At 69.6% G+C, this 23,434-nt stretch carries 16 protein-coding genes; 12 read left to right on the top strand and 4 right to left on the bottom strand.

Annotation, left to right across the window (positions count from 1 at the left end; all coding sequences use genetic code 11):
* Window positions 1–21: 21 nt before the first annotated feature.
* Window positions 22–3,288: an intermembrane phospholipid transport protein YdbH family protein gene (locus tag SGCZBJ_RS00335; protein ID WP_101716122.1), complete on the bottom strand. Its 3,267-nt coding sequence runs from the start codon at window positions 3,286–3,288 to the stop codon at window positions 22–24.
* 153 nt (window positions 3,289–3,441) lie between these two features.
* Window positions 3,442–4,224, bottom strand: coding sequence for a 4-hydroxy-tetrahydrodipicolinate reductase (gene dapB, locus SGCZBJ_RS00340; protein ID WP_101716048.1), 783 nt, complete (start codon window positions 4,222–4,224; stop codon window positions 3,442–3,444).
* A gap of 260 nt (window positions 4,225–4,484) precedes the next feature.
* Here dapB and SGCZBJ_RS00345 point away from each other — a divergent pair, with 260 nt between their 5' ends.
* The 9 genes from SGCZBJ_RS00345 (at window position 4,485) to SGCZBJ_RS00390 (ending at window position 15,253) form a co-directional block, all read left to right on the top strand.
* Window positions 4,485–6,767, top strand: coding sequence for an NADP-dependent malic enzyme (locus SGCZBJ_RS00345; protein ID WP_101716049.1), 2,283 nt, complete (start codon window positions 4,485–4,487; stop codon window positions 6,765–6,767).
* Window positions 6,768–7,042: 275 nt separating this feature from the next.
* Entirely contained in the window at window positions 7,043–8,464 is a 1,422-nt protein-coding gene (locus SGCZBJ_RS00350; protein ID WP_101716050.1) for a sensor histidine kinase, read from the top strand.
* A gap of 143 nt (window positions 8,465–8,607) precedes the next feature.
* Entirely contained in the window at window positions 8,608–9,372 is a 765-nt protein-coding gene (locus SGCZBJ_RS00355) for a 3-oxoacyl-ACP reductase (protein WP_101716051.1), read from the top strand.
* A 274-nt stretch (window positions 9,373–9,646) separates the two neighbouring features.
* A complete protein-coding gene (locus tag SGCZBJ_RS00365) occupies window positions 9,647–9,916 on the top strand; it encodes an usg protein (protein WP_101716053.1) in 270 nt (89 codons plus the stop codon).
* A gap of 48 nt (window positions 9,917–9,964) precedes the next feature.
* Entirely contained in the window at window positions 9,965–10,624 is a 660-nt protein-coding gene (locus tag SGCZBJ_RS00370; RefSeq protein ID WP_101716054.1) for a phosphoribosylanthranilate isomerase, read from the top strand.
* Window positions 10,625–10,641: 17 nt separating this feature from the next.
* Window positions 10,642–11,874, top strand: a complete 1,233-nt coding sequence (gene trpB / locus SGCZBJ_RS00375) for a tryptophan synthase subunit beta (protein ID WP_101716055.1) — start codon at window positions 10,642–10,644, stop codon at window positions 11,872–11,874.
* Between the two features lie 146 nt (window positions 11,875–12,020).
* Window positions 12,021–12,848 carry a tryptophan synthase subunit alpha gene (gene trpA, locus SGCZBJ_RS00380; RefSeq protein WP_101716056.1) on the top strand — a complete coding sequence of 276 codons (828 nt, stop codon included), beginning with the start codon at window positions 12,021–12,023 and terminating at the stop codon, window positions 12,846–12,848.
* A 12-nt stretch (window positions 12,849–12,860) separates the two neighbouring features.
* Window positions 12,861–13,784 carry an acetyl-CoA carboxylase carboxyltransferase subunit beta gene (locus SGCZBJ_RS00385; RefSeq protein WP_101716057.1) on the top strand — a complete coding sequence of 308 codons (924 nt, stop codon included), beginning with the start codon at window positions 12,861–12,863 and terminating at the stop codon, window positions 13,782–13,784.
* A gap of 152 nt (window positions 13,785–13,936) precedes the next feature.
* Window positions 13,937–15,253 (top strand): bifunctional folylpolyglutamate synthase/dihydrofolate synthase, encoded by a 1,317-nt coding sequence (locus SGCZBJ_RS00390; RefSeq protein WP_101716058.1) that lies wholly within the window; start codon window positions 13,937–13,939, stop codon window positions 15,251–15,253.
* Between the two features lie 172 nt (window positions 15,254–15,425).
* Here SGCZBJ_RS00390 and SGCZBJ_RS00395 read toward each other — a convergent pair whose 3' ends face one another.
* Window positions 15,426–16,460: a WD40 repeat domain-containing protein gene (locus tag SGCZBJ_RS00395; protein ID WP_101716059.1), complete on the bottom strand. Its 1,035-nt coding sequence runs from the start codon at window positions 16,458–16,460 to the stop codon at window positions 15,426–15,428.
* A gap of 222 nt (window positions 16,461–16,682) precedes the next feature.
* Between SGCZBJ_RS00395 and SGCZBJ_RS00400 the strand changes: the two genes are divergently transcribed.
* The 3 genes from SGCZBJ_RS00400 (at window position 16,683) to SGCZBJ_RS00410 (ending at window position 18,782) form a co-directional block, all read left to right on the top strand.
* Window positions 16,683–17,132, top strand: coding sequence for a biopolymer transporter ExbD (locus tag SGCZBJ_RS00400; protein WP_058349874.1), 450 nt, complete (start codon window positions 16,683–16,685; stop codon window positions 17,130–17,132).
* An 87-nt stretch (window positions 17,133–17,219) separates the two neighbouring features.
* Entirely contained in the window at window positions 17,220–17,852 is a 633-nt protein-coding gene (locus SGCZBJ_RS00405; protein ID WP_101716060.1) for a LysE family translocator, read from the top strand.
* A gap of 102 nt (window positions 17,853–17,954) precedes the next feature.
* The gene (locus SGCZBJ_RS00410) at window positions 17,955–18,782 is read left to right on the top strand and encodes an SDR family oxidoreductase (RefSeq protein ID WP_101716061.1); all 828 of its coding nucleotides are present in this window, start codon (window positions 17,955–17,957) and stop codon (window positions 18,780–18,782) included.
* Between the two features lie 53 nt (window positions 18,783–18,835).
* Here SGCZBJ_RS00410 and SGCZBJ_RS00415 read toward each other — a convergent pair whose 3' ends face one another.
* Window positions 18,836–23,410 (bottom strand): FG-GAP-like repeat-containing protein, encoded by a 4,575-nt coding sequence (locus tag SGCZBJ_RS00415; protein ID WP_133149155.1) that lies wholly within the window; start codon window positions 23,408–23,410, stop codon window positions 18,836–18,838.
* Window positions 23,411–23,434: the final 24 nt, after the last annotated feature.

Here is a 23,434-nt window from a genome sequence, read left to right on the forward strand (position 1 = left end):
TTCGGGCTTTAGGGTCGTCGTTCACGGCTGAACCGGCGCTGAACGGCGGGTCTCTTCGGTTTCCTCGGCGAAGCGACGGCCCCAGGCGGCCAGAAGCTCGTCGAAATTGAGCGAGGTGTCGAGCGTCAGGTCCACCGGCGTCTTGGCCGGCAGCGGGATCCGCCGCTGGAAGGCCTTGCCGCGGATCAGCTCCAGGATGCCCACCCGGGCCTTCTCGGCCACCTTTGGATCGTGCTCGCCCTTGATGTGGAACAGCATGCCCAGGCGCCCGTTCGGCGTCGAGTTGACGCCGGCCTCCAGGGTGTCGAACGACAGGTTCTCCATGGCCTGGTAGGCGAAGTCCTGGATGGCGTTCACCGGCGCATCGGCGGGCGGCTGGTTGTTGGGATTGCCTGGGCTGTCGCTCTCGCCCTGGTTGGCCTCGACGCCGGTCAAGGCCTCGCGGGCGATCGAGATGCGGCCGGGCTTGATGGCCGACAGCTTGCCGTCCAGCAGCTTGAAGCCCTTGTCGCTGAACTGGAACGGCAGGCGGCCCGAGACCACCGCGTCCAGCTTGACCTTCTCGGCCAGGGTCGAGCCGGCGGTCAGTTCGCCCAGGTCCAGGCCGTCGATGACGATGACGCCGCTGATCGGGCCGCCGTTCAGCGGCACGTCCACCGGCTCGATCGAGATCTTGCCCTTGGCGGCCGTCAGGCTGGCCTCTCTGACCTTCAGCGAGGTGGCGCCCAGGGTGAACACCGCGCCCACGGCCTCGAGCGGCACGATGGAGTCGATGCGGGTGACCTTCAGGCTCTGGTCGGGAGCGCTGGTCAGCGGGGCCAGGCTGTCGAACTTCACGTCGCCGGCCAGGGTCGCCACGAAGCCCAGCGGGCTGGCGCGGAAGTCGAGGCCCTGCGTCGAGACCTCGCCGCTGCTGGTCACGCCCTTGTCGGTCCAGTCGAACCGGCCCTTGAAGCTGGCCTTGCCCTCGGCCTCGCTGGCGAAGGCGGCCATAGGGCTGACCGCCACGGGCTGAAGGCCCGCCTCCTTGGTGAAGACGATGTTCGAGGCGTCGATGAGCGCCGAGCCGCGACCGCTCTCCACACCGTGGCGGATGTCGATGCGGCCGAGGGCGAAACCGCTGGCGGTGCCGACGTCGACGCCGCCGCTCCAGACGCCCGAGGCCAGGTTGAGCTTTCCCGTCGCCTTGACCGGCTCGAAGCGCTTGGCCGAGGCGGCGTCGATCAGCCGGCCATCGGTCAGTCGCACCTCGGCGCGGTCGAAGCCCTGCCCGCCGCCGACGAAGGTTCCGGCCACGCCTTCGGCTTTCGCTTCGGCGGCCGTGATCGTCCCGCGTCCATTGGCGAAGCGGGCCTGGGCCTCCCAGCGGCCATTGGCCACCCGCACCAGCGGCGCGGCGACGGGGCAGACGTCCAGGGCGATGTCCTGGATCGGCCGCTCGCCGGCCTCGCCCGCCTCGATGGCGGCCACCGTGACCGGCGTACAGCCCGCCAGACGGAAGTCGAACACGCCGCCGGCGGCGCGGGCCTGGCCCTTGATCGTGGCGCTGATCCCCTCGGCGGGCGGCACGTCCAGCTTGCCGGCCAGGGTGACGGGCGAGGTAAAGCCACGCGCGTCGGCCCGCCAGTCGCTTGCCTTCAGGGTCAGTTCGGGCAGGCCGCCGCCGCCCAGCGCCAGGGTCGCGGCCCCGCGCGAGACGCCGTGCAGGCTTTCCATCAGTCGCCCGCCGCCGGGGGTCAGGGTGGCCTTGGCGCCGCTGGCCGCCGTCAGGGTCACCGGCTTGCCGGCGAAGGCGGCCACGCGGCCCTCGCCGATCTCCAGGCGCAGGTCGTCGGCGTCGAGCGAGAAGTCGGCCAGGGCCTTGCGGGCCGCCGCTGCATATTCGGGACTGGGCAGGCCGGCGGTCAGGCGCTCCGCGTCGGGGGCGGCCACCGCCCCGTCGGCCCCGGCACGGCCCTCCAGGGTCAGGCTCAGGGCCTGGCCCGCCTGGAAGCGGCCCTTGGCGTCCAGCACCAGGGCCGACAGCCCCAGGCCGTCGCGCGCCGCGCGGCCGACGCCGGCCGCCACCTGGATCGGACCCGACACGCTCATCGGCCGGCCCTTGGGCGCGCTGAATACAAAGGTCTTGGACTTGATGTCGACCGCCGTGCGGGTCAGGGCCGCGCCGCCAGCCACCGCCCGCTCGGCCGTGCCGCGCAGGCGCGCCGGACCCAGCACCCGGGCGCCGGCCTTGTCGAAGTCCACCCGCAGGGCGTCGCTGTCGAGCTCGGCGGTGAAGCTGCGGGCCTCCAGCCCCGGCGCCACCAGCCGTCCGGCCCGGGCCTGGCCCGACAGCCGCGCGGCCGCGCCGCCTTGAGTGAAGTTGCCGGCAACCAGGCCCGCCAGGGTCAGGCGGGTCTCGACGTCGTCGAGGCTGGTCTCGCCGGCTCTCAATCCTTGCGCCTTGATCGACAGCTTGACGTCGGCCGGCCCGGTGGCCGCCAGGCGCTTGAGGTCGGGATAGGCCACATCGGCCTCGACCCGGGCGTCGGCGCCTTCCAGGTCGACCTGCTCGGCGTCCAGGGCGTCGATCTGCGCGCGCGCATCGATGGCCAGGCGGTCGCCGCGCTTGCGGGCCTTCAGCATCGCCCCGCGAAGTTCCACCTGAAGGTCGCCGGTGGCGTAGCGCATGGCCGCGATCGCTGCGTCCAGCCGCAACAGCTGGCCGTCGTCGAGGCTGGCGTCGCCGGTCAGGCGGGCGACGCCGCCCGGGGTCTGCAGGGTGACGCGGGCGTCCTCGACCAGCACCGCCGGACCGCCCTCCTTCTCCTCGCCGGGCGACTTGAGCGCCTCGTCGATCAGGGGCTGCAACTTGCCGAAGGTCAGCTTTTGCCCGTCATAGCGGGCCTGCAGGCGGGGGCTGGTGATGCGCACGGCCCGTGTGTCGATGGCGAACGGCCCGCCCGACCACGGGGCCTGCAGGTCGTAGGCCACCTCGATGCGCTTGGCCGAGAAATAGGGATCGTTCTTGGGGCCCAGCCGGATCGAGCCGGCAAAGCCCGAGGCGTCCAGGCTCTCGACCGAGATCAGGCCCTCGATGCCGCGCTCGGCCAGCCAGGCCTCGGCCAGCGCCTGGCTGATCTCGCGCCGGCCGGCATAGGCCGACAGGCCCAGCGCGATGAACGCCATCATGGCGAACGACGCCGCCTCCAGCCCTGCATCAGCCAGCGCGGCCTTGCTCAGGCGCGGGCTCCGCGCGGGCTTGGCGGGTTTCGTGACGGAATCGGGGTCGGCGTGAGGCTCGGCCATCGGCCGCACCATGCCGCAAGCCGTGGCGTTTGTGAGGCCTGAGTTCGAGAAAAGTCTGGAAAGCGACGGTGGGGAAACATTCCCCGCCCCAAACCTCCCGTCATTCCCGCCACAAGGGCGGGAATGACGGGAGGTTTGGGGAGTCCGGAAGCCCTAAACCGCCTTGAACCCCAGCACCTGCTGCATGTCGTAGATCCCCGGCGCCTGCCCCTGAGCCCACACCGCCGCCGCCACCGCGCCGCGCGCGAACAGGCCGCGGTCGATGGCCGAGTGGGCGATGGTCAGGCTTTCGCTTTCGCCGGCGAAGATCACGCTGTGCTCGCCGATGATGCCGCCGCCGCGCACCACCGAGAAACCGATCGAGCCTTCCTTGCGGGGCCCGGTGACGCCGTCGCGGGCGCGGTCCTCCACGTCGGAGAGAACGACGCCGCGGCCGTCGGCGGCAGCCTGGCCCAGCATCAGGGCCGTGCCCGAGGGCGCGTCGATCTTGCGCTTGTGGTGGGCCTCGAAGACCTCGATGTCCCAGTCGGCCGCCGGCAGGGCGGCGGCGGCCTGGCGCACCAGGCCCATCAGCATGTTGACGCCCAGCGAGAAGTTGCCCGAACGAACGATCGTGATCTTCTCGGCCGCCTTGGCCAGGCGCGCGTCCTGCTCGGCCGTGAAGCCGGTCGAGCCGATGATCAGGGCGATCCCGCCGCCGGCCGCGGCGATGGTCTCGGCCAGGGCGACCGAGGCCTCGGGGATGGTGAAGTCGATGATCGCCTGCGCGTCGGCCAGGGCGCTTTCCAGCGCCACGAGGCCCTCGCCTTCCGCGCCCGGACGGTCGAAGCGGGCCACGGCGGTTGCGTCGGCGCGGCCTTCCAGGGTGGCGGAGACGGCCTTGCCCATGCGGCCCAGGGCTCCGGCGACGGCGATCCGAACGGGGGACTGGGACACGGGGTTTTCTCCACGAAACTTGCGCCGCGCCTCGTCGCCCAGCCCCTCTCCGGGGTCAACGGATTTATCCGGCGGGCTTCCGTAGCGGGAGCGACCGCGAAACCGCAAACCTTTGCCCAACAAGCGTTTGTACCGGTACCATTTGATATTGTCCGGTTGTAGCCGGCCAGACGCGTCGCTAGGCTGACCCTCGCATAAGGACGCGTCGCATCGTTCGGCGGGTCCATTTCAACTGGCTACGCAGGACAGGAAACGCCGCCATGAGCGACGCGGAACGCAAGACCTTCACCGACGCGGAGGCCCTGGCCTTCCACCGCTATCCCCAGCCGGGCAAGCTGGCGGTGACCCCCACCAAGCCGATGGCGACCCAGCGCGACCTGTCGCTGGCCTACTCGCCCGGCGTGGCCGTGCCGGTGCACGCGATCGCCGCCGACCCCGACATGGCCTACGAGTACACCTCCAAGGGCAACCTGGTGGCGGTGATCTCCAACGGCACGGCGATCCTGGGCCTGGGCGACCTGGGGGCCCTGGCCTCCAAGCCGGTGATGGAGGGCAAGAGCGTCCTCTTCAAGCGCTTCGCCGACGTCGACAGCATCGACATCGAGGTCACGACGAAAGACGCCGACGAGATCATCACAGTCGTCAAGAACATCGGCGTCACCTTCGGCGGCATCAATCTGGAAGACATCAAGAGCCCAGAGTGCTTCCGCATCGAGACCGAGCTGCAGGAGCTGCTCGACATCCCGGTGTTCCACGACGACCAGCACGGCACCGCCATCATCTGCGCCGCCGGCCTGATCAACGCCTGCCACATCACCGGCAAGAACCTGGCCGATATCAAGGTGGTGCTGAACGGCCCCGGCGCGGCCGGCATCGCCTCGATGGACCTGATCAAGGCCATGGGCGTGCGCCCCGAGAACGTCATCGCCTGCGACAGCAAGGGCGTGCTCTATCGCGGCCGCACCGACGGCATGAACCAGTGGAAGAGCGCCCACGCCGTCGACACCGACAAGCGCACCCTCGCCGAGGCCGTCCAGGGCGCCGACGTCCTGCTGGGCCTGTCGGCCAAGGGCGCGTTCACGCCTGAGATGATCGCCAGCATGGCGCCCAATCCGGTGATCTTCGCCATGGCCAACCCCGATCCCGAGATCACCCCGGAGGAGGTGCACCGCGTACGCCCCGACGCCATCATGGGCACGGGCCGCAGCGACTATCCCAACCAGGTCAACAACGTCCTGGGCTTCCCCTACATCTTCCGCGGCGCCCTCGACGTGCGCGCCCGCCGCGTCAATCACGAGATGAAGATCGCCTGCGCCCAGGCCCTGGCCATGCTGGCCCGCGAGGACGTGCCCGACGAGGTGGCCGCCGCCTATCACGGCCGCCAGCTGAAGTTCGGCCCCGACTACATCATCCCCTCGGCTTTCGACCCGCGCCTGATCTGGTACGTGCCGCCGTTCGTGGCCCAGGCGGCCATGGACACGGGCGTGTCCCGCAAGCCGATCGCCGACATGGAGGCCTATCGCCAGAGCCTGGCCCAGCGCCTCGATCCCACCGCCGGCTTCCTGCAGAAGATCGCCGGCTCGGTGCTGGCCAAGCCCAAGCGCATCGTCTTCGCCGAAGGTGAAGAGCCCAGCGTCATCCGCGCCGCCTACGCCTTCCAGACCGGCGGCTACGGCAAGGCCATCCTCTGCGGCCGCGAGAACCTGGTGCACGAGAACATGAAGCTCGTCGGCCTGGATCCCGAGACCGCCGGCATCGAGATCCACAACGCCCGGCTTTCCGACCGCAACCCCGACTATGTCGACGCCCTCTATGCCCGGCTCCAGCGACAGGGCTTCCTCAAGCGCGACGTCCAGCGCCTGATCAACCAAGACCGCAACAGCTTCGCCGCCTCGATGGTGACGATGGGCGAGGCCGACGGCATGGTCACCGGCGTCACCCGCAGCTTCGACCAGGCGCTGGACGAGGTGCTGCGCGTTGTCGACCCCGCCCCCGGCGGCCGGATCATGGGCATGTCGGTGGTCCTCGCGAAGGGCCGCACCATCTTCGTGGCCGACACCAACGTCACCGAGCTGCCCGACGCCGACGAACTGGTCGAGATCGCCTGCGAGGCCGCTTCGGCCGTCACCCGCCTGGGCTTCAAGCCGCGCGTGGCCTTCATGAGCTACTCGACCTTCGGGAATCCCATGGGCGAGCGTTCCGACAAGGTGCGCCAGGCCGTGGCCACGCTGGACGAGATGGGCGTCGAGTTCGAATACGAGGGCGAAATGCCCCCCGAACTGGCCCTCGACCCCGAAAAGCGCCTCGCCTACCCGTTCATGCGCCTGACCGACAGCGCCAACATCCTGATCATGCCGGCCATCCACGCCGCCTCGATCTCGACCAAGCTCGTCCAGTCGCTGGGCGGCGCCACGGTGATCGGCCCGGTGCTGCTGGGGCTCTCCAAGTCGGTGCAGATCTGCCCGCTGGGGGCCTCGGTGTCGAAGATCCTCAACATGGCGATGATGGCCGCCTACGACCAGCCGGTGGAGGCGGGGGAGTAGGGAACCCCCTCAGTCGCTCCGCGACAGCTCCCCAGAGGGGGAGCATCTCCAAGGAGCGCCGGCGCCGATAGATCCTCCCCCTCTGGGGGAGGTGGCCCGGAGGGCCGGAGGGGGGACGTTCTCAGCTGCCGCGACGCCTGAAGCCCCCCCACCGATCGCTCGCGCGATAGCCTCCCCCACAGGGGGAGGTTTAGAATTGCCCCTTTCACCTCGTGCGCGAACGGGGCCATGATATCGGTCCCGTCGCCTGCTCCCCTCGGAGACCGCCCGGACCGATGATCGATACGGTCTCGCCCAGCCTGACCACGGCGCTGATGCACGCGCCGATGGGGATCGCCATTTTCGACCGGTCGATGCGGTACCTGGCCCACTCGGCCCAGTACCTGACCGACCAGGGCCTGCCGGCCGACCTGCCGCTGCTGGGGCGCGTGCACTACGAGGTGTTCCCCGAGATCCCGCAGTTCTGGCGCGACCTGCACGCGCGGGTGCTGAACGAAGGGGTCGAGCTGCGCGAGGACGGCGGCGACCGCTATGTCGACCGCCATGGCCGGGTCGAGTGGATCCGCTGGTCGATGGCGCCCTGGCGCACCGACGAGGGCGCGGTCGGAGGCCTGGTGCTCTATACCGAGGTCGTCACCGCCGCCGTCGAGGCGCGCCTCAGGCTGGAGGCGGCCGAGGCCCGCTATAAGGCGGTGTTCGAGCAGGCGGCCATGGGCGTGGCGCGGATCTCGCCGCGCGGGGTGTTCCTCGAGGTCAACGACCGCTTTTGCGCCATCACCCGCCGCAGCCGCCAGGTCCTGGTGGCCGGCAACGCCGCCGAGCTGATCGCGCCGCAGGACCTGCCGGGCGCGCAGGCCCACGTGCGCGCCCTGCTGGCCGGCCGGCTGGACACCTACGCGGCCGAGCGCCGGCTGATCGCCGGCGACGGCGAGGTCCTGTGGATCCGCCTGACCGTCTCCAAGGTGCAGCCGCGCGGCGGCCTGGCCTATCTGGTGGCGATCATCGCCGACATCACCGCCCGCAAGGTGGTCGAGGCCGAGCAGGAGCGCCACCAGGGCCAGCTGCGCCTGCTGATCAACGAACTGAACCACCGCGTGAAGAACACCCTGGCCACCGTCCAGTCGATGGCCGCCCAGACCCTGCGCAACGAGCCCGACCCGGTCACCGCCTTCGAGAAGTTCGAGCTGCGGCTCCTGGGGCTGTCGCTGGCCCACGACGTGCTGACCCGCGAGAGCTGGCACGGGGCGGACCTGTGCGAAGTGGCCCAGCGGGCGCTCGCGCCGTTCACCGCCGCGGCCGGCCGGGTGTCGGTGGCCGGGCCGCCCTGCTTCCTGCCGCCGGGCGGGGCGCTGACCATGTCGCTGGTCTTCCACGAGCTGGCCACCAACGCCCTGAAGTACGGGGCGCTGTCCAATCTGGACGGCTCGGTGGCGGTGGCCTGGCGGTTCGACGAGGCGACGCGGGCCCTGTCGCTGACCTGGACCGAGACCGGCGGCCCTAGGGTCGAGGGTCCGCCCTCCCGGCGCGGCTTCGGCTCGCGGCTGATCGAGCGCAGCCTGCGCGGCGAGCTGCGCGGCCAGGTCCGGATGGAGTGGCGCGAGGAGGGGCTGGTCTGCCGGCTCGAAGCCGTCGCGCCCCTGCCCACCCCGCCCTCGCCCGAGCTCGGCGTCGTCGCCAGCCTGGACGAACGGAGGTAGGACCTCCTCCCCTTTGCGTGGTCCTCGCCCTTCGACGGGCTCAGGGTGAGGACCAATTCACGGCCCTAGCAGTGGAAAGCCCTCATCCTGAGCTTGTCGAAGGACGAGGGCTTTCTCCGCCCCAAGCGTTCCAGGAGTAAAGAATGCAGCTGTCCGACCAGATCGTCCTCGTCACCGGCGCCGGCCGGGGCCTGGGGGCCGAGATCGCCCGCGCCTTTTCCCGCCAGGGCGCCCGCGTCGTCGTCAACTACCGCGCCAGCCAGGACGCCGCCGAGGCCCTCGCCGCCGAGCTGGGCGGTCCCGGGCGCGCCATCGCCGTCCAGGCCGACGTCGCCGACCGCGCCGCCGTCGAGGCCATGCTGGCCGCCGCCAAGCAGGCCTTCGGAAGCCACGTCACCACCGTGGTCAACAACGCCCTGGACTACAGCTTCAACGGCGACGCCCGCGCGCATCTGGCCAGCATCGCCTGGGAGGACTTCGAAAAGCAGAACCTCACCGTCCTCAAGGGCGCGCTGAACGTCATCCAGGCCGCCGCCCCCGACATGGCCGACGCCGGTTTCGGCCGCGTCATCAACGTGGGCACCAACCTCTTCCAGAACCCGGTCGTGCCCTATCACGACTACACCGCCGTCAAGGCCGCCCTGCTGTCTCTGACCCGCACGGCCTGCGGCGACCTGGGCCCCGCCGGCATCACCGTCAACATGGTCTCCGGCGGCCTCTTGCGCGTCACCGGCGCCAGCGCCGCCACGCCCGAGCCGGTCTTCGACCTGATCGCCGGCATGACCCCGCTGCGCTCGGTGACCACGCCCGCCGAGTTCGCCGACGCAGTGCTGTTCTTCGCCAGCCCCTGGGCGCGGGCCGTGACGGGACAGAACCTGGTGGTTGACGGGGGCCTGGTGCGGGACTGATCTGAAACGACGCTCTTTCTTTATCCCGTCATTCCCGCCCTTGTGGCGGGAAACCCTGGGTCCGCTTGCACGTGCAGCGCAGGCGGACCGCCGGCGGTCCGCCCCTACCGCACTTGCGGCTGAAAGAGGGGTTCCCGCCACAAGGGCGGGAATGACGGGAGTTGAAACAGAGGGAGGGGATACGCCCCCTGCGACGCCCTGCCCTCTTGAGCGACTCGCCCCGTAGGCGGACGGTTTCCCGGTGACGCTTAACCGTTGTCGGAGACTGCTCTCGATGACTTCCCGTGCGTTCGAACTGCAGATGCTGGGCTACGGCCTGACCACCGCCAACATCTGCTACCACCTGCCCGACCATCCGCACCTGCTTCAGCTCTATGTCTGGCAGGAGTACGACCTGGCGCCGAAGTTCCCCACCCTGAAGGGCTTCCTCGACTTCTGGAGCCGGGAACTGGACGGGGTGCTGCACTCGGTGCAGGTGGCCCACGACCGGCTGATCGGTCCGGCCGAATGGAAGGCGGTCAACGGGGTCTTCACCCTCCAGTGAACCCCGGCGGGGGTTGCGCTGGCCGCTTCCCCACCGTAACTCCCCCCGATGACCACCAAGGCCAAGATCTGCGGGCTCTCGACGCCGGAGACGGTGAAGACCGCCTTCGACGGCGGCGCGGCCTATCTGGGCTTCGTCTTCTTCGCCAGGAGCCCCCGCAACGTCGAGCCCGAGACCGCCGCCCGTCTCGTGGAGCCCCTAAAGAGTGATTTTGGGCGCGGCCGCGGCGTGCAGACGGTGGCCGTGACCGTCGATCCCGACGACGCCCTGATCGACCGGCTGATGGCCACCATGCGCCCCGACCTGATCCAGGTGCACGGCAAGGAGACCCCCAGCCGCGTGCGCGAGATCGCGCAGCGCAGCGGCGTCGGCGTCATCAAGGCCTTCTCGGTCTCCAGTTCCGCCGACGTCGACCAGGCCAAGGCCTACGAGACCGTGGCCGAGCAGTTTCTTTTCGACGCCCGGCCGGTGGAAGGATCCGCCCTGCCCGGCGGCACCGGCGCAAGGTTCGACTGGAGCCTGCTGCAAGGCCGGCGATTTTCTCGCCCGCATTTCCTCGCGGGCGGCCTGGATCCGTGGAACGTGGGCGCCGCCGTGGCCGCCTCCGGAGCCCCGCTGGTGGACGTTTCCTCTGGCGTGGAACGCGGTCCGGGCCTAAAGGACCCGGCTCTGATCACGGCGTTTCTCGACGCCGTCAAACGCGCCTGACCTAACTGGAAACGCCCGTGAACGCTCCTGTCCAAGCTTCTGACCGGCCCAACGACTGGTCCGCCTATCCCGACGCCAAGGGGCGCTTCGGCGAGTTCGGCGGCCTGTACGTGGCCGAAACCCTGATGCCGCTCGTGCTGGAGCTGGACAAGGCCTACCAGGAAGCCAAGAACGACCCGGCCTTCCAGGCCGAGCTGCGCGGCTACCTGACCCATTACGTAGGCCGTCCCAGCCCGCTCTATTTCGCCGAGCGCCTGACCCGCCATTTCGGCGGCGCCAAGATCTATTTCAAGCGCGAAGAGCTGAACCACACCGGCGCGCACAAGATCAACAACTGCATGGGCCAGATCCTGCTGGCCCAGCGCATGGGCAAGACCCGGATCATCGCCGAGACCGGCGCTGGCCAGCACGGCGTGGCCTCGGCCACCGTATCGGCGCGCTTCGGCCTGCCCTGCATCGTCTACATGGGCGCCGTCGACGTCGCCCGTCAAAAGCCCAACGTCTTCCGCATGAACCTCCTGGGCGCCGAAGTCCGCCCGGTGACCTCGGGGGCCGCGACCCTCAAGGACGCCATGAACGAGGCCATGCGCGACTGGGTCACTAACGTCGAAGACACCTACTACCTGATCGGCACCGCCGCCGGCCCGCACCCCTATCCGGCCATGGTCCGCGATTTCCAGGCGGTGATCGGCAATGAAGCCCGCGAGCAGATCCAGGAACTGGAGGGCCGTTTGCCTGACGCAGTCCTCGCCTGCGTTGGGGGCGGCAGCAACGCCATCGGCATGTTCCACCCGTTCCTCGCCGACGAGGGCGTGAAGATCTACGGCGTGGAAGCCTCGGGTCATGGCCTGGACACCGACAAGCACGCCGCCTCGCTGACCGGCGGGCGTCCGGGCGTGCTGCACGGCAACCGCACCTACCTCTTGCAGGACGACGACGGCCAGATCCTCGACGCCCACTCGATCAGCGCCGGCCTCGACTATCCGGGCATCGGTCCGGAGCACTCGTTCCTGCACGACATCGGCCGCGCCCAGTACCTGACCTGCACCGACGACGAGGCGCTGAAGGCCTTCCAGCTGTGCGCCGAGCTCGAGGGCATCATTCCCGCCCTGGAAAGCGCCCACGCCATCGCCAAGCTGCCGCAACTGGCCAAGGAGATCGGCGAGGGCGGCGTGATCGTCATGTGCCTGTCGGGTCGTGGCGACAAGGACATCTTCACCGTGGCCGACGCCCTGGGGCGCAGCATCTAGATGCTTCGACCGGCGCGCCAAGCGCCCTCGTCCTTCGACAAGCTCAGGATGAGGGCTATCTCCGACCTCGCAGTAGAAAACCTCACCCTGAGCCTGTCGAAGGACGGGGTTTTCGGCTCCGCCGTCGTCAGCGGGAACTGAGACCAATGACTAAAGACCGCATCGACCGCCGCTTCGCGGCGCTGAAGGCTGAAAACCGCGCCGGCTTCGTCGCCTATGTGATGGCCGGCGATCCCGACGCCGCAACCGCGCTCGAGATCCTGAAGGGCCTGCCCGCCGCCGGCGCCGACCTGATCGAGCTGGGCTTCCCGTTCTCGGACCCGATGGCCGAGGGCCCGACCATCCAGCGCGCCAGCCAGCGCGCCCTGGCCGGCAAGATGACCCTGAACGGCACGCTGGACCTGGCGCGCGCCTTCCGCGAGGGCGACCAGGACACCCCGCTGATCCTGATGGGCTACCTGAACCCGCTGGTGAACAAGGGCTTCGACGTCTTCGCGAAAGACGCCGCCGCGGCCGGAGTCGACGGCCTGATCGTCGTCGACTGCCCGCCGGAAGAAGCCGATCCGCTGAGCGACGCGCTGGAGGCCGAGGGGATCTCGCTGATTCGCCTGGCCTCGCCGACGACCGACGAAAAGCGCCTGCCGGCCGTCGTGCGCCGCACCTCGGGTTTCGTCTACTACGTGTCGGTGGCCGGCGTGACCGGCGTCAAGGAAGCCGACGCCGACGCCGTCGCCCCCGCCGTCGAGCGCCTGCGCGCGGCCGCGCAACTGCCTGTGGCGGTTGGCTTTGGCATCCGCACGGCCGAGCGCGCCGCCGAGGTGGCCCGCGTCGCCGACGCCGCCGTCGTGGGCTCGGCGCTGGTCGACGAGATTGAATCAGCGGGCAAGCTGAACGAAAACGTGACCCAAAAGGTTCTTTCCAAGGCGTCGGAGCTGGCTAAGGCTGTGCGATCCGCGCGACAAGATACGGTGTGAGGCTGTAAGGCTATGGCGATGGCTGAACCCCAAGGCCCCAAGAAGGGCGACAAGACCAAGAGCTCGACCGACCGCCGAGGCGGTTGGCTGTCGCGTATCGCCCCCGGCGTGCGCGGTGCGTTCGCCAAGCGCGAAACGCCCGAGAACCTCTGGGTCAAGTGCCCCGACACGGGCGAGATGATCTATCGCTCCGACCTGGAGGCGGCCCTTTGGGTCACCCCGGCCGGACGCCACATGCGCATCGGTCCCGAGGCGCGCTTCAAGTTCACCTTCGACGACGGCCAGTACGAGGCCCTGCCGACCCCGTCGGTGGTCGAGGACCCGCTGAAGTTCTCGGACGGCAAGCCCTACAAGGACCGCCTGGCCGCCGCGCGCAAGAGCACCGGCGAGCAGGACGCCATGGCCATCGGCTACGGCAAGATCGCCGGCGTCGACGCCGTGGTGCTGGTCCAGGACTTCGCTTTCATGGGCGGCTCGCTGGGCATGGCCGCCGGTGAAGGCTTCATCGCCGCCGCCAAGGCCGCCCTGGCCCGCCAGGTCCCGCTGGTCGCCTTCACCGCCGCCGGCGGCGCGCGCATGCAGGAAGGCGCCCTCTCCTTGATGCAGATGGCCCGCACCACCCTGGCCATCAACGAACTGAACGACGCGGCCCTGCCCTATGTCGTGGTCCTCACCGACCCGACCACCGGCGGCGTCACCGCTTCCTACGCCATGCTGGGCGACGTGCACCTGGCCGAGCCGGGCGCGCTGATCGGCTTCGCCGGTCCGCGCGTCATCGAGCAGACCATTCGCGAGACCCTGCCGCCGGGCTTCCAGCGCTCGGAATACCTCGTCGAGAAGGGCATGGTCGACCGCGTCACCGCCCGCAAGGACCTGCCGTCCACCCTCGGCTCGGTCCTCGGCACCCTGATGCTGGGCCGCCGCAAGGCGGCTTGAGCCTGAAGTTCCTCCCCCGTGAAACGGGGGAGGGGGACCGCGAAGCGGTGGAGGGGGCGACCGCCGCACTCCGTCCCTCGCCCCCTCCGTCACGGCGCTGATAGCGCCGCGCCACCTCTCCCGCTCGCGGGGGAGGAGCTTTCGGGGCTCCCATGACCGACCACCTCCGCGCCCACGACGCCGCGCTGGAGCGCCTGCGGGCGCTGCATCCGCTGAAGATCGACCTGTCGCTGGGCCGCATGCGCCGTCTATGCGCCGCCTTGGGCGACCCGCAGGACCGCCTGCCGCCGGTGATCCATGTGGCCGGCACCAACGGCAAGGGCTCGACGGTCGCCTATCTGCGCCACATGGCCGAGGCCGCGGGCCTGAAGGTCCACGTCTTCACCTCGCCGCATCTGGTGCGCTTCGTCGAGCGCATCCGCCTGGCCGGGACGCTGATCACCGAGGACCACCTGGCCGAGGTGCTGGAGCGGGTCGAGGCGGCCAATGACGGCCAGGCCATCACCTTCTTCGAGATCACCACGGCCGCGGCCTTCGTCGCCTTCGCCGAGGTTCCGGCCGACCTCTGCATCGTCGAGGTGGGCCTAGGGGGCGTGCTCGACGCCACCAACATCATCGCTGCACCCGCCGTCAGCGTCATCGCCCCCATCGACCTAGATCACCGCGAGTTCCTGGGCGACACCATCGAGCAGATCGCCGTCGAGAAGGCCGGGATCATCAAGCCCGGCGCGCCCGCCGTCAGCGCCCGCCAGCAGGACGCCGTCGACGAGGTGCTCGACACCGCCGCCGCCATGGCCGGGGTGGAGCTCACCCTGATGGGCCGCGAGTTCGACGCCTGGGAGGAACGCGGCCGCCTGCTGGTGCAGATGCCCGACCGCCTGCTCGACCTGTCCGCCCCGGCCCTGCCCGGCGAGCACCAGTTCGCCAATGCGGGCCTGGCCGTCGCCGCCCTGCTGGCGCTGGGCGATCCTCGCATCGACGAAGAGGCCATGGGCCGGGGGATCGCCGGCACGGTCTGGCCGGCCCGCTTCCAGCGCCTGACGGCCGGTCCCTACGCGGAGACCGCGCAAGCCGCCGGCGCCGACCTCTGGCTCGACGGCGGCCACAACCCGCACGCCGGCCGCGCCGTGGCCCGCGCGGTGGCCGATCTGGCCGCCCGCGACGGCCGCCCAGTGGCGCTGATCTCGGGCCTGCTGGCCAACAAGGACGCCGCCGGCTTCTTCGAGGCTTTCCGGGGCGTGGCGACCAAGGTCTTCACGGTCACCTTCGAAGGCCACGCCGCCGCCAGCGCGGCCGAAACCGCCGCCGCGGCCGAACTGGCCGGCCTGCGGGCGGCCGCCTGCGAAGGGTTGGACGACGCCCTCAAGCGCGCGCTGGCGCTGGACCCGGTCCCGCACGTGCTGATCTGCGGCTCGCTGTATCTGGCGGGCGAGGTGCTGGGCGCGAGCGAAGCCACTTGGCCGGCCTAAACCGCGCCTCCCCCATCCTCCCGTCATTCCCGCCCTTGTGGCGGGAAGCCCTCTGTCAGCCGCAAGGGCAGTAGGGGCGGCGTGCTGAGCACGCCGCTTGCACTTCACCTGCGAGCGGAACTAGAGGTTCCCGCCACAAGGGCGGGAATGACGGGAGCTTGGGGCCTGAGCCCTAAAAATTCCGCGTCGAGATGTCCGGCACGGCCAGCACGCCGGCCTCGCCGCTTTCGTCGCCCCAGGCCAGGCGCGTGCCGTCGGCGTTGACCGACAGGCTGCTGATGGCCGCGCCCTTCTCGGCTTTCAGGGTCTCGATGCGGCCCGAGCGCAGGTGGCAGGCCCAGATGCGGCCGTTGTCCTGGCCGGCGATCGCCACCGGCAGGGCGTCGACGCCCGCGACCTGCACCACCAGCGAATCCCGCGAGAAGCCGATCTCGGCGGCTTCCTTGCCCATCGGGCCGTTGGCGCCGGCGAACGGCCAGATCACCGCACCGTTGGCGCCGGCCGTGGCCAGCAGCGCGCCCTTGTCGAGGAAAGCCATGCTCTTGATCTTGGCAGGATAGCCGCCCATCCGCATGTCCTTGCCGTCCGACAGGCGCCAGCCGTGCAGCTGGTTCTCCTGCATGGCCGAGACCAGGAACTTGCCGTCGGGGCTGTAGGCGAGGCCGACGTGGCTGCCGGCCCATTTCATCACCGTCGGCTTCTGGTCGGCGATGCGGCCCCACCACAGCGACACGCCGCCGTAGCCGGCCGCGGCCAGGCGCTTGCCCTTCGGGTCGAAGGCCACCGCCGAAACGGTCTTCTCGTGCGCGTAGACGCGGCGGAAGCCTGGGTCGGCGGCGTCCAGCACATGGACCTCCTTGCCGGCCGTGAAGGCGATCAGGCCCGAGGCGGGGCTCGCGGCCACGTGCTCGATCCACTTGCCCTTGACCTCGGCCAGCAGGGTGGCGACCAGTTCGTCGCCTTCCAGCCGGCTCCAGACCACGCGGCCGTCGTCGCCGCCCGTCACCAGGCCGCGGCCCGACGGGTGGACGCAGGCGGCCAGCGCCGCGCCGCCCAAAGACGCCCCCTGGGCCCCGCCATGGGCCTCGACGGTGACGAAGCCGCCCTCGGCCTCGAATCGGACCGTGCCGTCGCCCAGGGCGAATCCGGCGCGGCCAGCGCGATCGAACAGGGCGGCGGTGACGTAGGCGTCGAACGAAAAGATCATGCGCGGGGGCTTAGCGCGGCCGGTTTGCGAGCGCTAGTCGCGTCTTGCGCGAAGGCCTGGCCTGGATTCCGCCTCCTGAACGCCGTTAGGCCAAAAAGACTCACAAAAGGGGTTGCCAGCGCAGCGTCTCGTCGGGCTTTACTTCCGCGCTCGTCTGCGCCAGACGTGGCATCTAACAATTTCTGGACCGCCTGGGGGCGGTCCCCGGGAGACAGTCAGGCTATGGCGGCTAAACTTGCTGGCGGCGGCGGCGGTCGCTACTCGCTGAACCAGAATTCCGAAATCAACGTCACGCCCTTCGTCGACATTCTGCTCGTTCTGCTGATCATCTTCATGGTCGCCGTGCCGATGGCCGTGACCTCGATCAAGATCGATCTGCCGCCGGCCGTCCCGCCGCCGCCGAACGCGCCGAAGCCGAAGGAACCGGTGTTCATCTCGATCCAGAAGTCGGGCGCTCTGTTCATCGCGGACAAGCAAACCAGCCTCGACAACCTGCCGATCGACCTGGACGCTTCGTTCACCTCGAAGGGTCAAGCCGGTCCGAAGGACGATCAGCGCGTCATGATCCGCGCCGACGCCGACGTGCTGTACTCGGACTTCATGGGCGTCCTGAACCAGCTGCAGACTGCTGGCTGGTACAAGGTCGGCCTGATCAACGAAGACATCCACTAAGACGTCTTCGGCGATCGCCGAAAGTATCGAGGGGCCGGCGGCGAAAGCTTCCGGCCCCTTTTTCATGCCGTTTGACCGGAGCTCCCCATGCCCGACGCCAAGACCTGGATCGCCTTCTGCCTCGTCTGCCTGGGGATGGCGCTGACGCCGGGTCCCAACATGCTCTACCTGGTCAGCCGATCGATCTGCCAGGGCAAGTGGGCCGGCATCGTCTCGCTGGCGGGCACGGCGGCGGGCTTCGTCGTCTACCTGGTCTGCGCGGCGCTGGGGATCACCGCCCTGCTGATGGCCGCCCCGATCGCCTACGACATCCTGCGCTTCGGCGGCGCCCTCTACCTGGGCTGGCTGGCCTGGCAGGCGATCAAGCCCGGCGGCCGCTCGCCCTTCCAGGTGCGCGACCTGCCCAAGGATCCGCCGGCCAAGCTGATGGCCATGGGCTTCCTCACCAACCTGCTCAATCCCAAGGCGGCGATGCTCTATCTGTCGCTGCTGCCGCAGTTCATCGATCCGAAGCACGGGAACGTGCTGTCCCAGTCGCTGCTGCTGGGCGGCAGCCAGATCGCCATCAGCCTGTCGGTCAACGCCGCGATCTGTTTGGCGGCCGGGACCATCGCCGGCTTCCTGGCCACGCGCCCCAGTTTCGCGCTCATCCAGCGCTGGCTGATGGCCAGCGTCCTGGGGGGCCTGGCCGTCCGCATGGCCACCGAAGCCCGCCGCTAGCCTCCAGGACTGCTGAGGATCGCTCAGCAGGCTATGGACGAGGCTCCAGCTAATCGCCGCCGCCCGACGGCGCTATGACGCCCTCCTGAGCAGGGAGAGGCCATGAGCCAGGTCATCGTCGTCATCGGGGCCGGCCAGATCGGCCAGACCATCGCCCGCCGCGTGGGCCTGGGCAAGCGCGTGCTGCTGGCCGACATGAAGCCGCAGAACGCAAAGGCCGCCGCCGAGGTGCTGGCCGACGCCGGCTACGACACCCATGTGGCCACGGTCGACGTCGCCTCGCGGCCGTCCGTCGAGGCCCTGGTCGCCACGGCCACGGGCCTGGGCGAGGTCGCCGGACTGATCCACGCCGCCGGCGTCTCGCCCAGCCAGGCGCCGCTGGAGATGATCCTCAAGGTCGACCTCTATGGCACGGCCCTGGTGCTGGAGCTGTTCGGCGCGGTTATCGCGCGGGGCGGCTCGGGCGTGGTGATCGCCTCGCAATCGGGCCACCGCCTGCCGCCGCTGCCCGTCGAGCAGAGCCATGCCCTGGCCACGACGCCGGCCGAAGAGTTGCTGGCCCTGCCCTTCCTGGCCCCCAGCGAGGTCACCGACCCGCTCAAGGCCTACCAGCTGTCCAAGCGCGGCAATTCCCTGCGCGTCGCCGCCCAGGCCGTGCGCTGGGGCGAGCGCGGGGCGCGGATCAACGCCATCAGCCCGGGCATCGTCATGACGCCCCTGGCTCGTGACGAGCTCTCAGGCCCGCGCGGCGAAGGCTATCGCCGGATGATCGAAGGCTCGGCCGCCAAGCGCGCCGGCACGCCCGACGAGGTCGGCGCGGTGGGCGCCCTCTTGATGGGGCCCGACGGCGGCTTCATCACCGGCAGCGACGTCCTGATGGACGGCGGCGTCACCGCCGCCTGGTGGTACGGCGACCTGGCGAAGGGATGAGCGACGAGGCCCTCCGGAAGCCCTGAAGGCCTCGCGGAGGACCCCGGCGAGGATCAACCGAACAGGATGTCCGAGCCCAGCAGATGGCCGCCATGCGAGCCCATCAGCCACTCGGTCGTCGCCCCCGTGGAGGCGTTGCGCCAGATGATGTCGGCGATGCCGTCGTGGTTGACGTCCTGGACCGCCGAGACGCTCCAGGCCGCCCCCATCGCCCCCGGATCGACCGACCCGGCCCAGCCGCCGTTGTTGAGCAGCCAGATGTCGTTCTGGCCGGTCTGGGTGTTGCGCCACAGGACGTCGTCGGTGCCGTCGCCGTTGAAGTCGCCCACGCCCGCGAACACCCACTGGGTATTGTAGAAGCCTGGCTGCACCGAGCCGGCCCAGATGCCGTCCTTCAGCAGCCAGACGTCGACCTGACCGGTGGTCGGGTTGCGCCAGAAGATGTCCGACGAGCCGTCGCCATTGAAGTCGCCCACGGCCTGCACGCCGTAGTCGGTGTTGTGGACGCCCAGAACGAAGGAGCCGGCCGCTTTGCCGTTCTCGACCAGCCAGGCCATGGTCTGGCCCGTGGCGCGGTCGCGGTACAGCAGGTCGGTGGTTCCGTCGGCGTTGAAGTCGCCGTAGTTCTCGAGCGTCCAGGCCGCGCCGGGGCCGCCCGGGCTGAAGCCGGCCTTGTAGTAGCTGTAGTTCAACAGCCAACCGTCCAGGCTGCCGTCGGCGTTCTTCCAAAGGAGGTCGTCGAAGCCATCGCCGTTGAAGTCGCCGACCGCGGCGATGGTCCCGCCGTGATTGCCCGGCGAGACGGTCCCGATCACCTGGCCATTCTGCATCAGCCAGGCCTCGCTGCGGCCGGTCGCGCTGTCCAGCCACAGGAGATCGTTGAAGCCGTCGCCGTTGAAGTCGCCCGCGCCGGCGTAGGACCAGTTGGCGGTATGCTGGCTGGGATCGGACGACCCGCGCCATTGCACGCCCGTCAGTTCCCACAGATCAAACGCCCCGGTCGCATCGTTGCGCCAGAGAACGTCGCCATAGCCGTCGCCGGTGTAGTCGGCCACGCCCGCCACCGACCAGCCCGCCACGTGAGCGCCGGTCTTGCCGAACGAATTGACCGTGCCACCGTTGGTGATGGCATAGATCTCGATGGTGTTGGCCGCGTTCAGGAACACCAGGTCCGAGACCCCGTCGCCGGTCATGTCGGTCACGCCGACCAGCGTGCCCGGCAGGTTGACCCGCAGGGTGACGTTGAATCCCGTCGCGGTCTGGGTGGCGATCTCCAGCGTATTGGTGGCGGCGTTGACCCACAGGATGTCGGCCTTGCCGTCCTTGTTGAAGTCCGTAAGGCTCTTGACCATCCAGTCGGTCGACCGCGCGCCGCCGTCGAACGTGCTGACCTGCACGCCCTGACGATAGATCTGACCGTTGAGGGCGCCGGTGGCGCTGTCGCGCCACAGGATGTCGGTCGAGCCGTCGCCGTTGAAGTCGCCAGTGCCCACGACCTGCCAGGTCGCGCCGGGGCTGTTGGGCGCGAAGCCGCCGATCCACGAACCGTTCTTGAGCAACCACACGTCGGCTTGGCCGGTGGCGTTGTTGCGCCACAGGATGTCGCTGTCGCCGTCACCGTTGAAATCGGCCACCGCCGCCACGCTCCAGCCGGCCCCGTGCGAGCCGGGAACCAGCGTGCCGGACCACTGGCCGCGCTGCTGGGTCCAGATCTGGGTCGCGCCGGTGTTGTCGGCGAACAGGATGTCCTTGGTTCCATCGCCGTCGAAATCGCCGGGGGCCGAGACGCTCCAGGCGGTTCCCAGGGCGGTGGCCCCCCCGGCGCTTGTCGTGCGGCTGGGCAAGGTTTCCTGAGCCAGGACCTTGACCCCGTAGGTCCCGATATTGGCCAGCAGGACCGCCGCGCCGGCGCCGCTGCCGTCGGCGTCCCACCACAGCGTGCCGTCGCTCGACTTGTAGATCAGGGTCGGCGCATGCGCGCCCGGCGCCTCGGCCGCGAAAACCACGCCCGCCTGGCTGAGGTCGCCGGCCTGGACGCCAAAGCCCTTGGCGTCGAGCACGATGCGGTCGACGCCTCCGCGGAAGTCGCTGATGACGTCGCCGCCCTCGCTGGGGTTGCGGAACACGAAATCGTCGGCGCCCAAGCCACCCGAGAGGAAGTCGGCTCCAGCGCCGCCGGTGATCACGTCGTCGCCGGCGCCGCCATAGATCAAGTCGGCGCGCGCGCCGCCTGTCAGGACATCGCCCGCCGCACCGCCCTGCACGATCAGTTGCGTGGTCGCCGGCGTGATCAGGTCGCTGCCCTGGACAACGGCGTTGCGCACGATCAGGCGCCCCTGGAAGACGCCGCGCGCATCAGGCGCGAACCAGACGTAGCTGTCGCCGTCCTCCTGCACCTCGATCAGCACCCGCGAGCCGGCCACGGCGCCCAGGTCCAGCTTGTCGACGCCCGGACGGAAGTCGATCACGTAGTCGGAGCGGGTTGACGACGAATGGGCCGCATTGTTGACGGCGAAGGTGTTGGCCGCACCGGCGCCGCCCTCGAGGTATTCGATCTGGTCGGGGTTGCTGCTGGCGATGCGATCCGCGCCGTAACCGCCGACAACGTGCACGCCCCAGGAGCCGCTGACCGTCTGGGACTGGCTGGCGATGGCGCTGGTGTCGACATTGGCGGCGGTCAGGGTCACGCCCTTGACCAGCACCGCCCCGCGGTAGCCGCCCAGTCCGTCGGCTTCGAACAGCAGCAGGCTGTCGCCATTGCCCTGGACCTGGATCTCGTAGGCGACGTTGGCGCCGATGCCGATCTTGTCCACGCCGACCTGGAAATCGAACACGGTGTCGGGCGCGTCGAAGCTCGATTCCAGCGCATTGACCAAGAACAGGTTCTTGGAGCCTACGCCCGCGTACAGCAGGTCGGCGCCGCCGCCCCCGCCGATGATGTTGGTCAGGGCGCTGTCGGACGGCGCGCCGACGATCTTGTCGACGCCGTCGCCGCCGAAATAGGTCTCGCCCCGGCCGTCGCCCAAGCGCGCGTCCATCTGGTAGCGGAAGCTGTTGGAAATCTGCGCCATGTAGACCGGGACCGGCGCCGAACCGGGCGCCAGGATCAGGTCGTCGCCCGAGATCCAGGCATTGGCGACGATGATCTTGCCGGCGAAATTGCCCTGGCCGTCGCCGCCGAACAGGATCGTCGTGCCGGCCGGCCCGCCGCCGCGGTTGGCGTTGTCGTTGTGGATGATCCGGACCTCGCCGGACACCATCGACAGGTCGACCTTGTCCACGCCGTGGACGAAGTCGGTGATGGTGTCGGGCCGGGCGAAGGTCGAGTCCTGCGCGGACTCGAACACGAACCGGTCCTCGCCGTCGCCGCCGCTCAGGGTGTTGGCGACCGGCAGTCCCTGAAAGGTTCCGACACCCGGGCCGCCGATGATCACGTCGTCGCCGGCCCCGCCGCTGATATTCATCACCCCGCCGCCGCCGCGGATCACGTCGTTGTACTGTGAGCCGACCACGACTTCGAAGTTGCTGAGCGTGTCGACGCCCGCGCCGCCGGTGTCCTGCGCCACGCCCACCAGGCTCATGTCCAGTGTCACGCCAGCGCTCGCGCTGCTGTAGTCCAGGGTGTCCCAGCCGCTGCCGCCGTCGAGCACGTCGTCGCCGGCTCCGCCGCTGATCCAGTCGCCGTTGTTGCCGCCGGTGATCCGATCATTTCCGGCCCCGCCGCTGATCTGGAACACCGCATTGCCGACGCCGACGATCCGGTAGTCGCCCGCGCCGGTGGTGATCACCACCGTAGCGTCGCTCGCATTGACGGTCAGGTTCTCGACGCTGGTGAACTGATAGTTGGCGCCCGCCCGGTCCAGGAAGATCTGGCGGACGTCGTAGTTCAGACCCTGCCCCACGAAGGTGATCGAGGCGCTGTCGTTACCCGCGCCGCCATCGAAGCTCTGTCCGATGAGATTGCCGCTGACGACGAAGCTGTCGTTCCCCGCGCCGCCGAAGGCCTGCACGTTGGAGATCGAGCTGATGATCACGTCGTCGCCGTCGTCGCCGTAGACCTGAGTACGAGCCGAGAGGTCGTAGCCGAAGGTCAGGCCCGGATTCCTCACCACCTCGATCGTGTCCGCCCCGGCGCCGCCGCGAACCGTCAGCGCGCCCTGCAGGACCCGGATCGTGTCGTCGCCACCGCCGCCGTCGAAGGTTCCGAGGCCGTTGGCGAGCGAGGCCGAGAACTGCAGCACGTCCGCCCCGGCGGATCCCGTGAAGCCGGTGATCCCGGCCATCAGGCTGGTCGGATTGGTCGACAGGCCCGCCATGTCGAAGTTGAGACCGCCAAGCGTGAAGGCGGCGTTGGCGCTGTTCGGCGCGAACCCCTGGACGGAGGCCGTGTAGCCGCTGGGCGCGCCGCCACCTGCGGGATGAATGTAGTTGAACCCCGAGGTGAAGACGAAGATCCAGCCGGCATAGGCCGTGCCGGCCGCGCCCACCACGGTCCAGGTGGTGCTTGTCTGCCCTGTCTGGGTCCAACGACCGGTGGAGAAGACCACGGTCCAGTCGTTCACCGGGTCCGAAACGCCGTTCACGGGGGCGACGTAAGAGAAGGATTGTCCGTAGGAGAGTTGCGGCATGACACTCCGTTTCGCGTCCGCAAG

Origin of the sequence: Caulobacter zeae (genome assembly GCF_002858925.1) — a bacterium.
Taxonomy (GTDB): domain Bacteria; phylum Pseudomonadota; class Alphaproteobacteria; order Caulobacterales; family Caulobacteraceae; genus Caulobacter; species Caulobacter zeae.

Coding starts and splice junctions, on each gene's coding strand:
- SGCZBJ_RS00335 (WP_101716122.1), bottom strand. CDS start 3,288: ATGGCCGAGCCTCACGCCGACCCCGATTCCGTCACGAAACCCGCCAAG.
- SGCZBJ_RS00345 (WP_101716049.1), top strand. CDS start 4,485: ATGAGCGACGCGGAACGCAAGACCTTCACCGACGCGGAGGCCCTGGCC.
- SGCZBJ_RS00350 (WP_101716050.1), top strand. CDS start 7,043: ATGATCGATACGGTCTCGCCCAGCCTGACCACGGCGCTGATGCACGCG.
- SGCZBJ_RS00355 (WP_101716051.1), top strand. CDS start 8,608: ATGCAGCTGTCCGACCAGATCGTCCTCGTCACCGGCGCCGGCCGGGGC.
- SGCZBJ_RS00365 (WP_101716053.1), top strand. CDS start 9,647: ATGACTTCCCGTGCGTTCGAACTGCAGATGCTGGGCTACGGCCTGACC.
- SGCZBJ_RS00370 (WP_101716054.1), top strand. CDS start 9,965: ATGACCACCAAGGCCAAGATCTGCGGGCTCTCGACGCCGGAGACGGTG.
- trpA (WP_101716056.1), top strand. CDS start 12,021: ATGACTAAAGACCGCATCGACCGCCGCTTCGCGGCGCTGAAGGCTGAA.
- SGCZBJ_RS00385 (WP_101716057.1), top strand. CDS start 12,861: ATGGCGATGGCTGAACCCCAAGGCCCCAAGAAGGGCGACAAGACCAAG.
- SGCZBJ_RS00390 (WP_101716058.1), top strand. CDS start 13,937: ATGACCGACCACCTCCGCGCCCACGACGCCGCGCTGGAGCGCCTGCGG.
- SGCZBJ_RS00395 (WP_101716059.1), bottom strand. CDS start 16,460: ATGATCTTTTCGTTCGACGCCTACGTCACCGCCGCCCTGTTCGATCGC.
- SGCZBJ_RS00400 (WP_058349874.1), top strand. CDS start 16,683: ATGGCGGCTAAACTTGCTGGCGGCGGCGGCGGTCGCTACTCGCTGAAC.
- SGCZBJ_RS00405 (WP_101716060.1), top strand. CDS start 17,220: ATGCCCGACGCCAAGACCTGGATCGCCTTCTGCCTCGTCTGCCTGGGG.
- SGCZBJ_RS00410 (WP_101716061.1), top strand. CDS start 17,955: ATGAGCCAGGTCATCGTCGTCATCGGGGCCGGCCAGATCGGCCAGACC.
- SGCZBJ_RS00415 (WP_133149155.1), bottom strand. CDS start 23,410: ATGCCGCAACTCTCCTACGGACAATCCTTCTCTTACGTCGCCCCCGTG.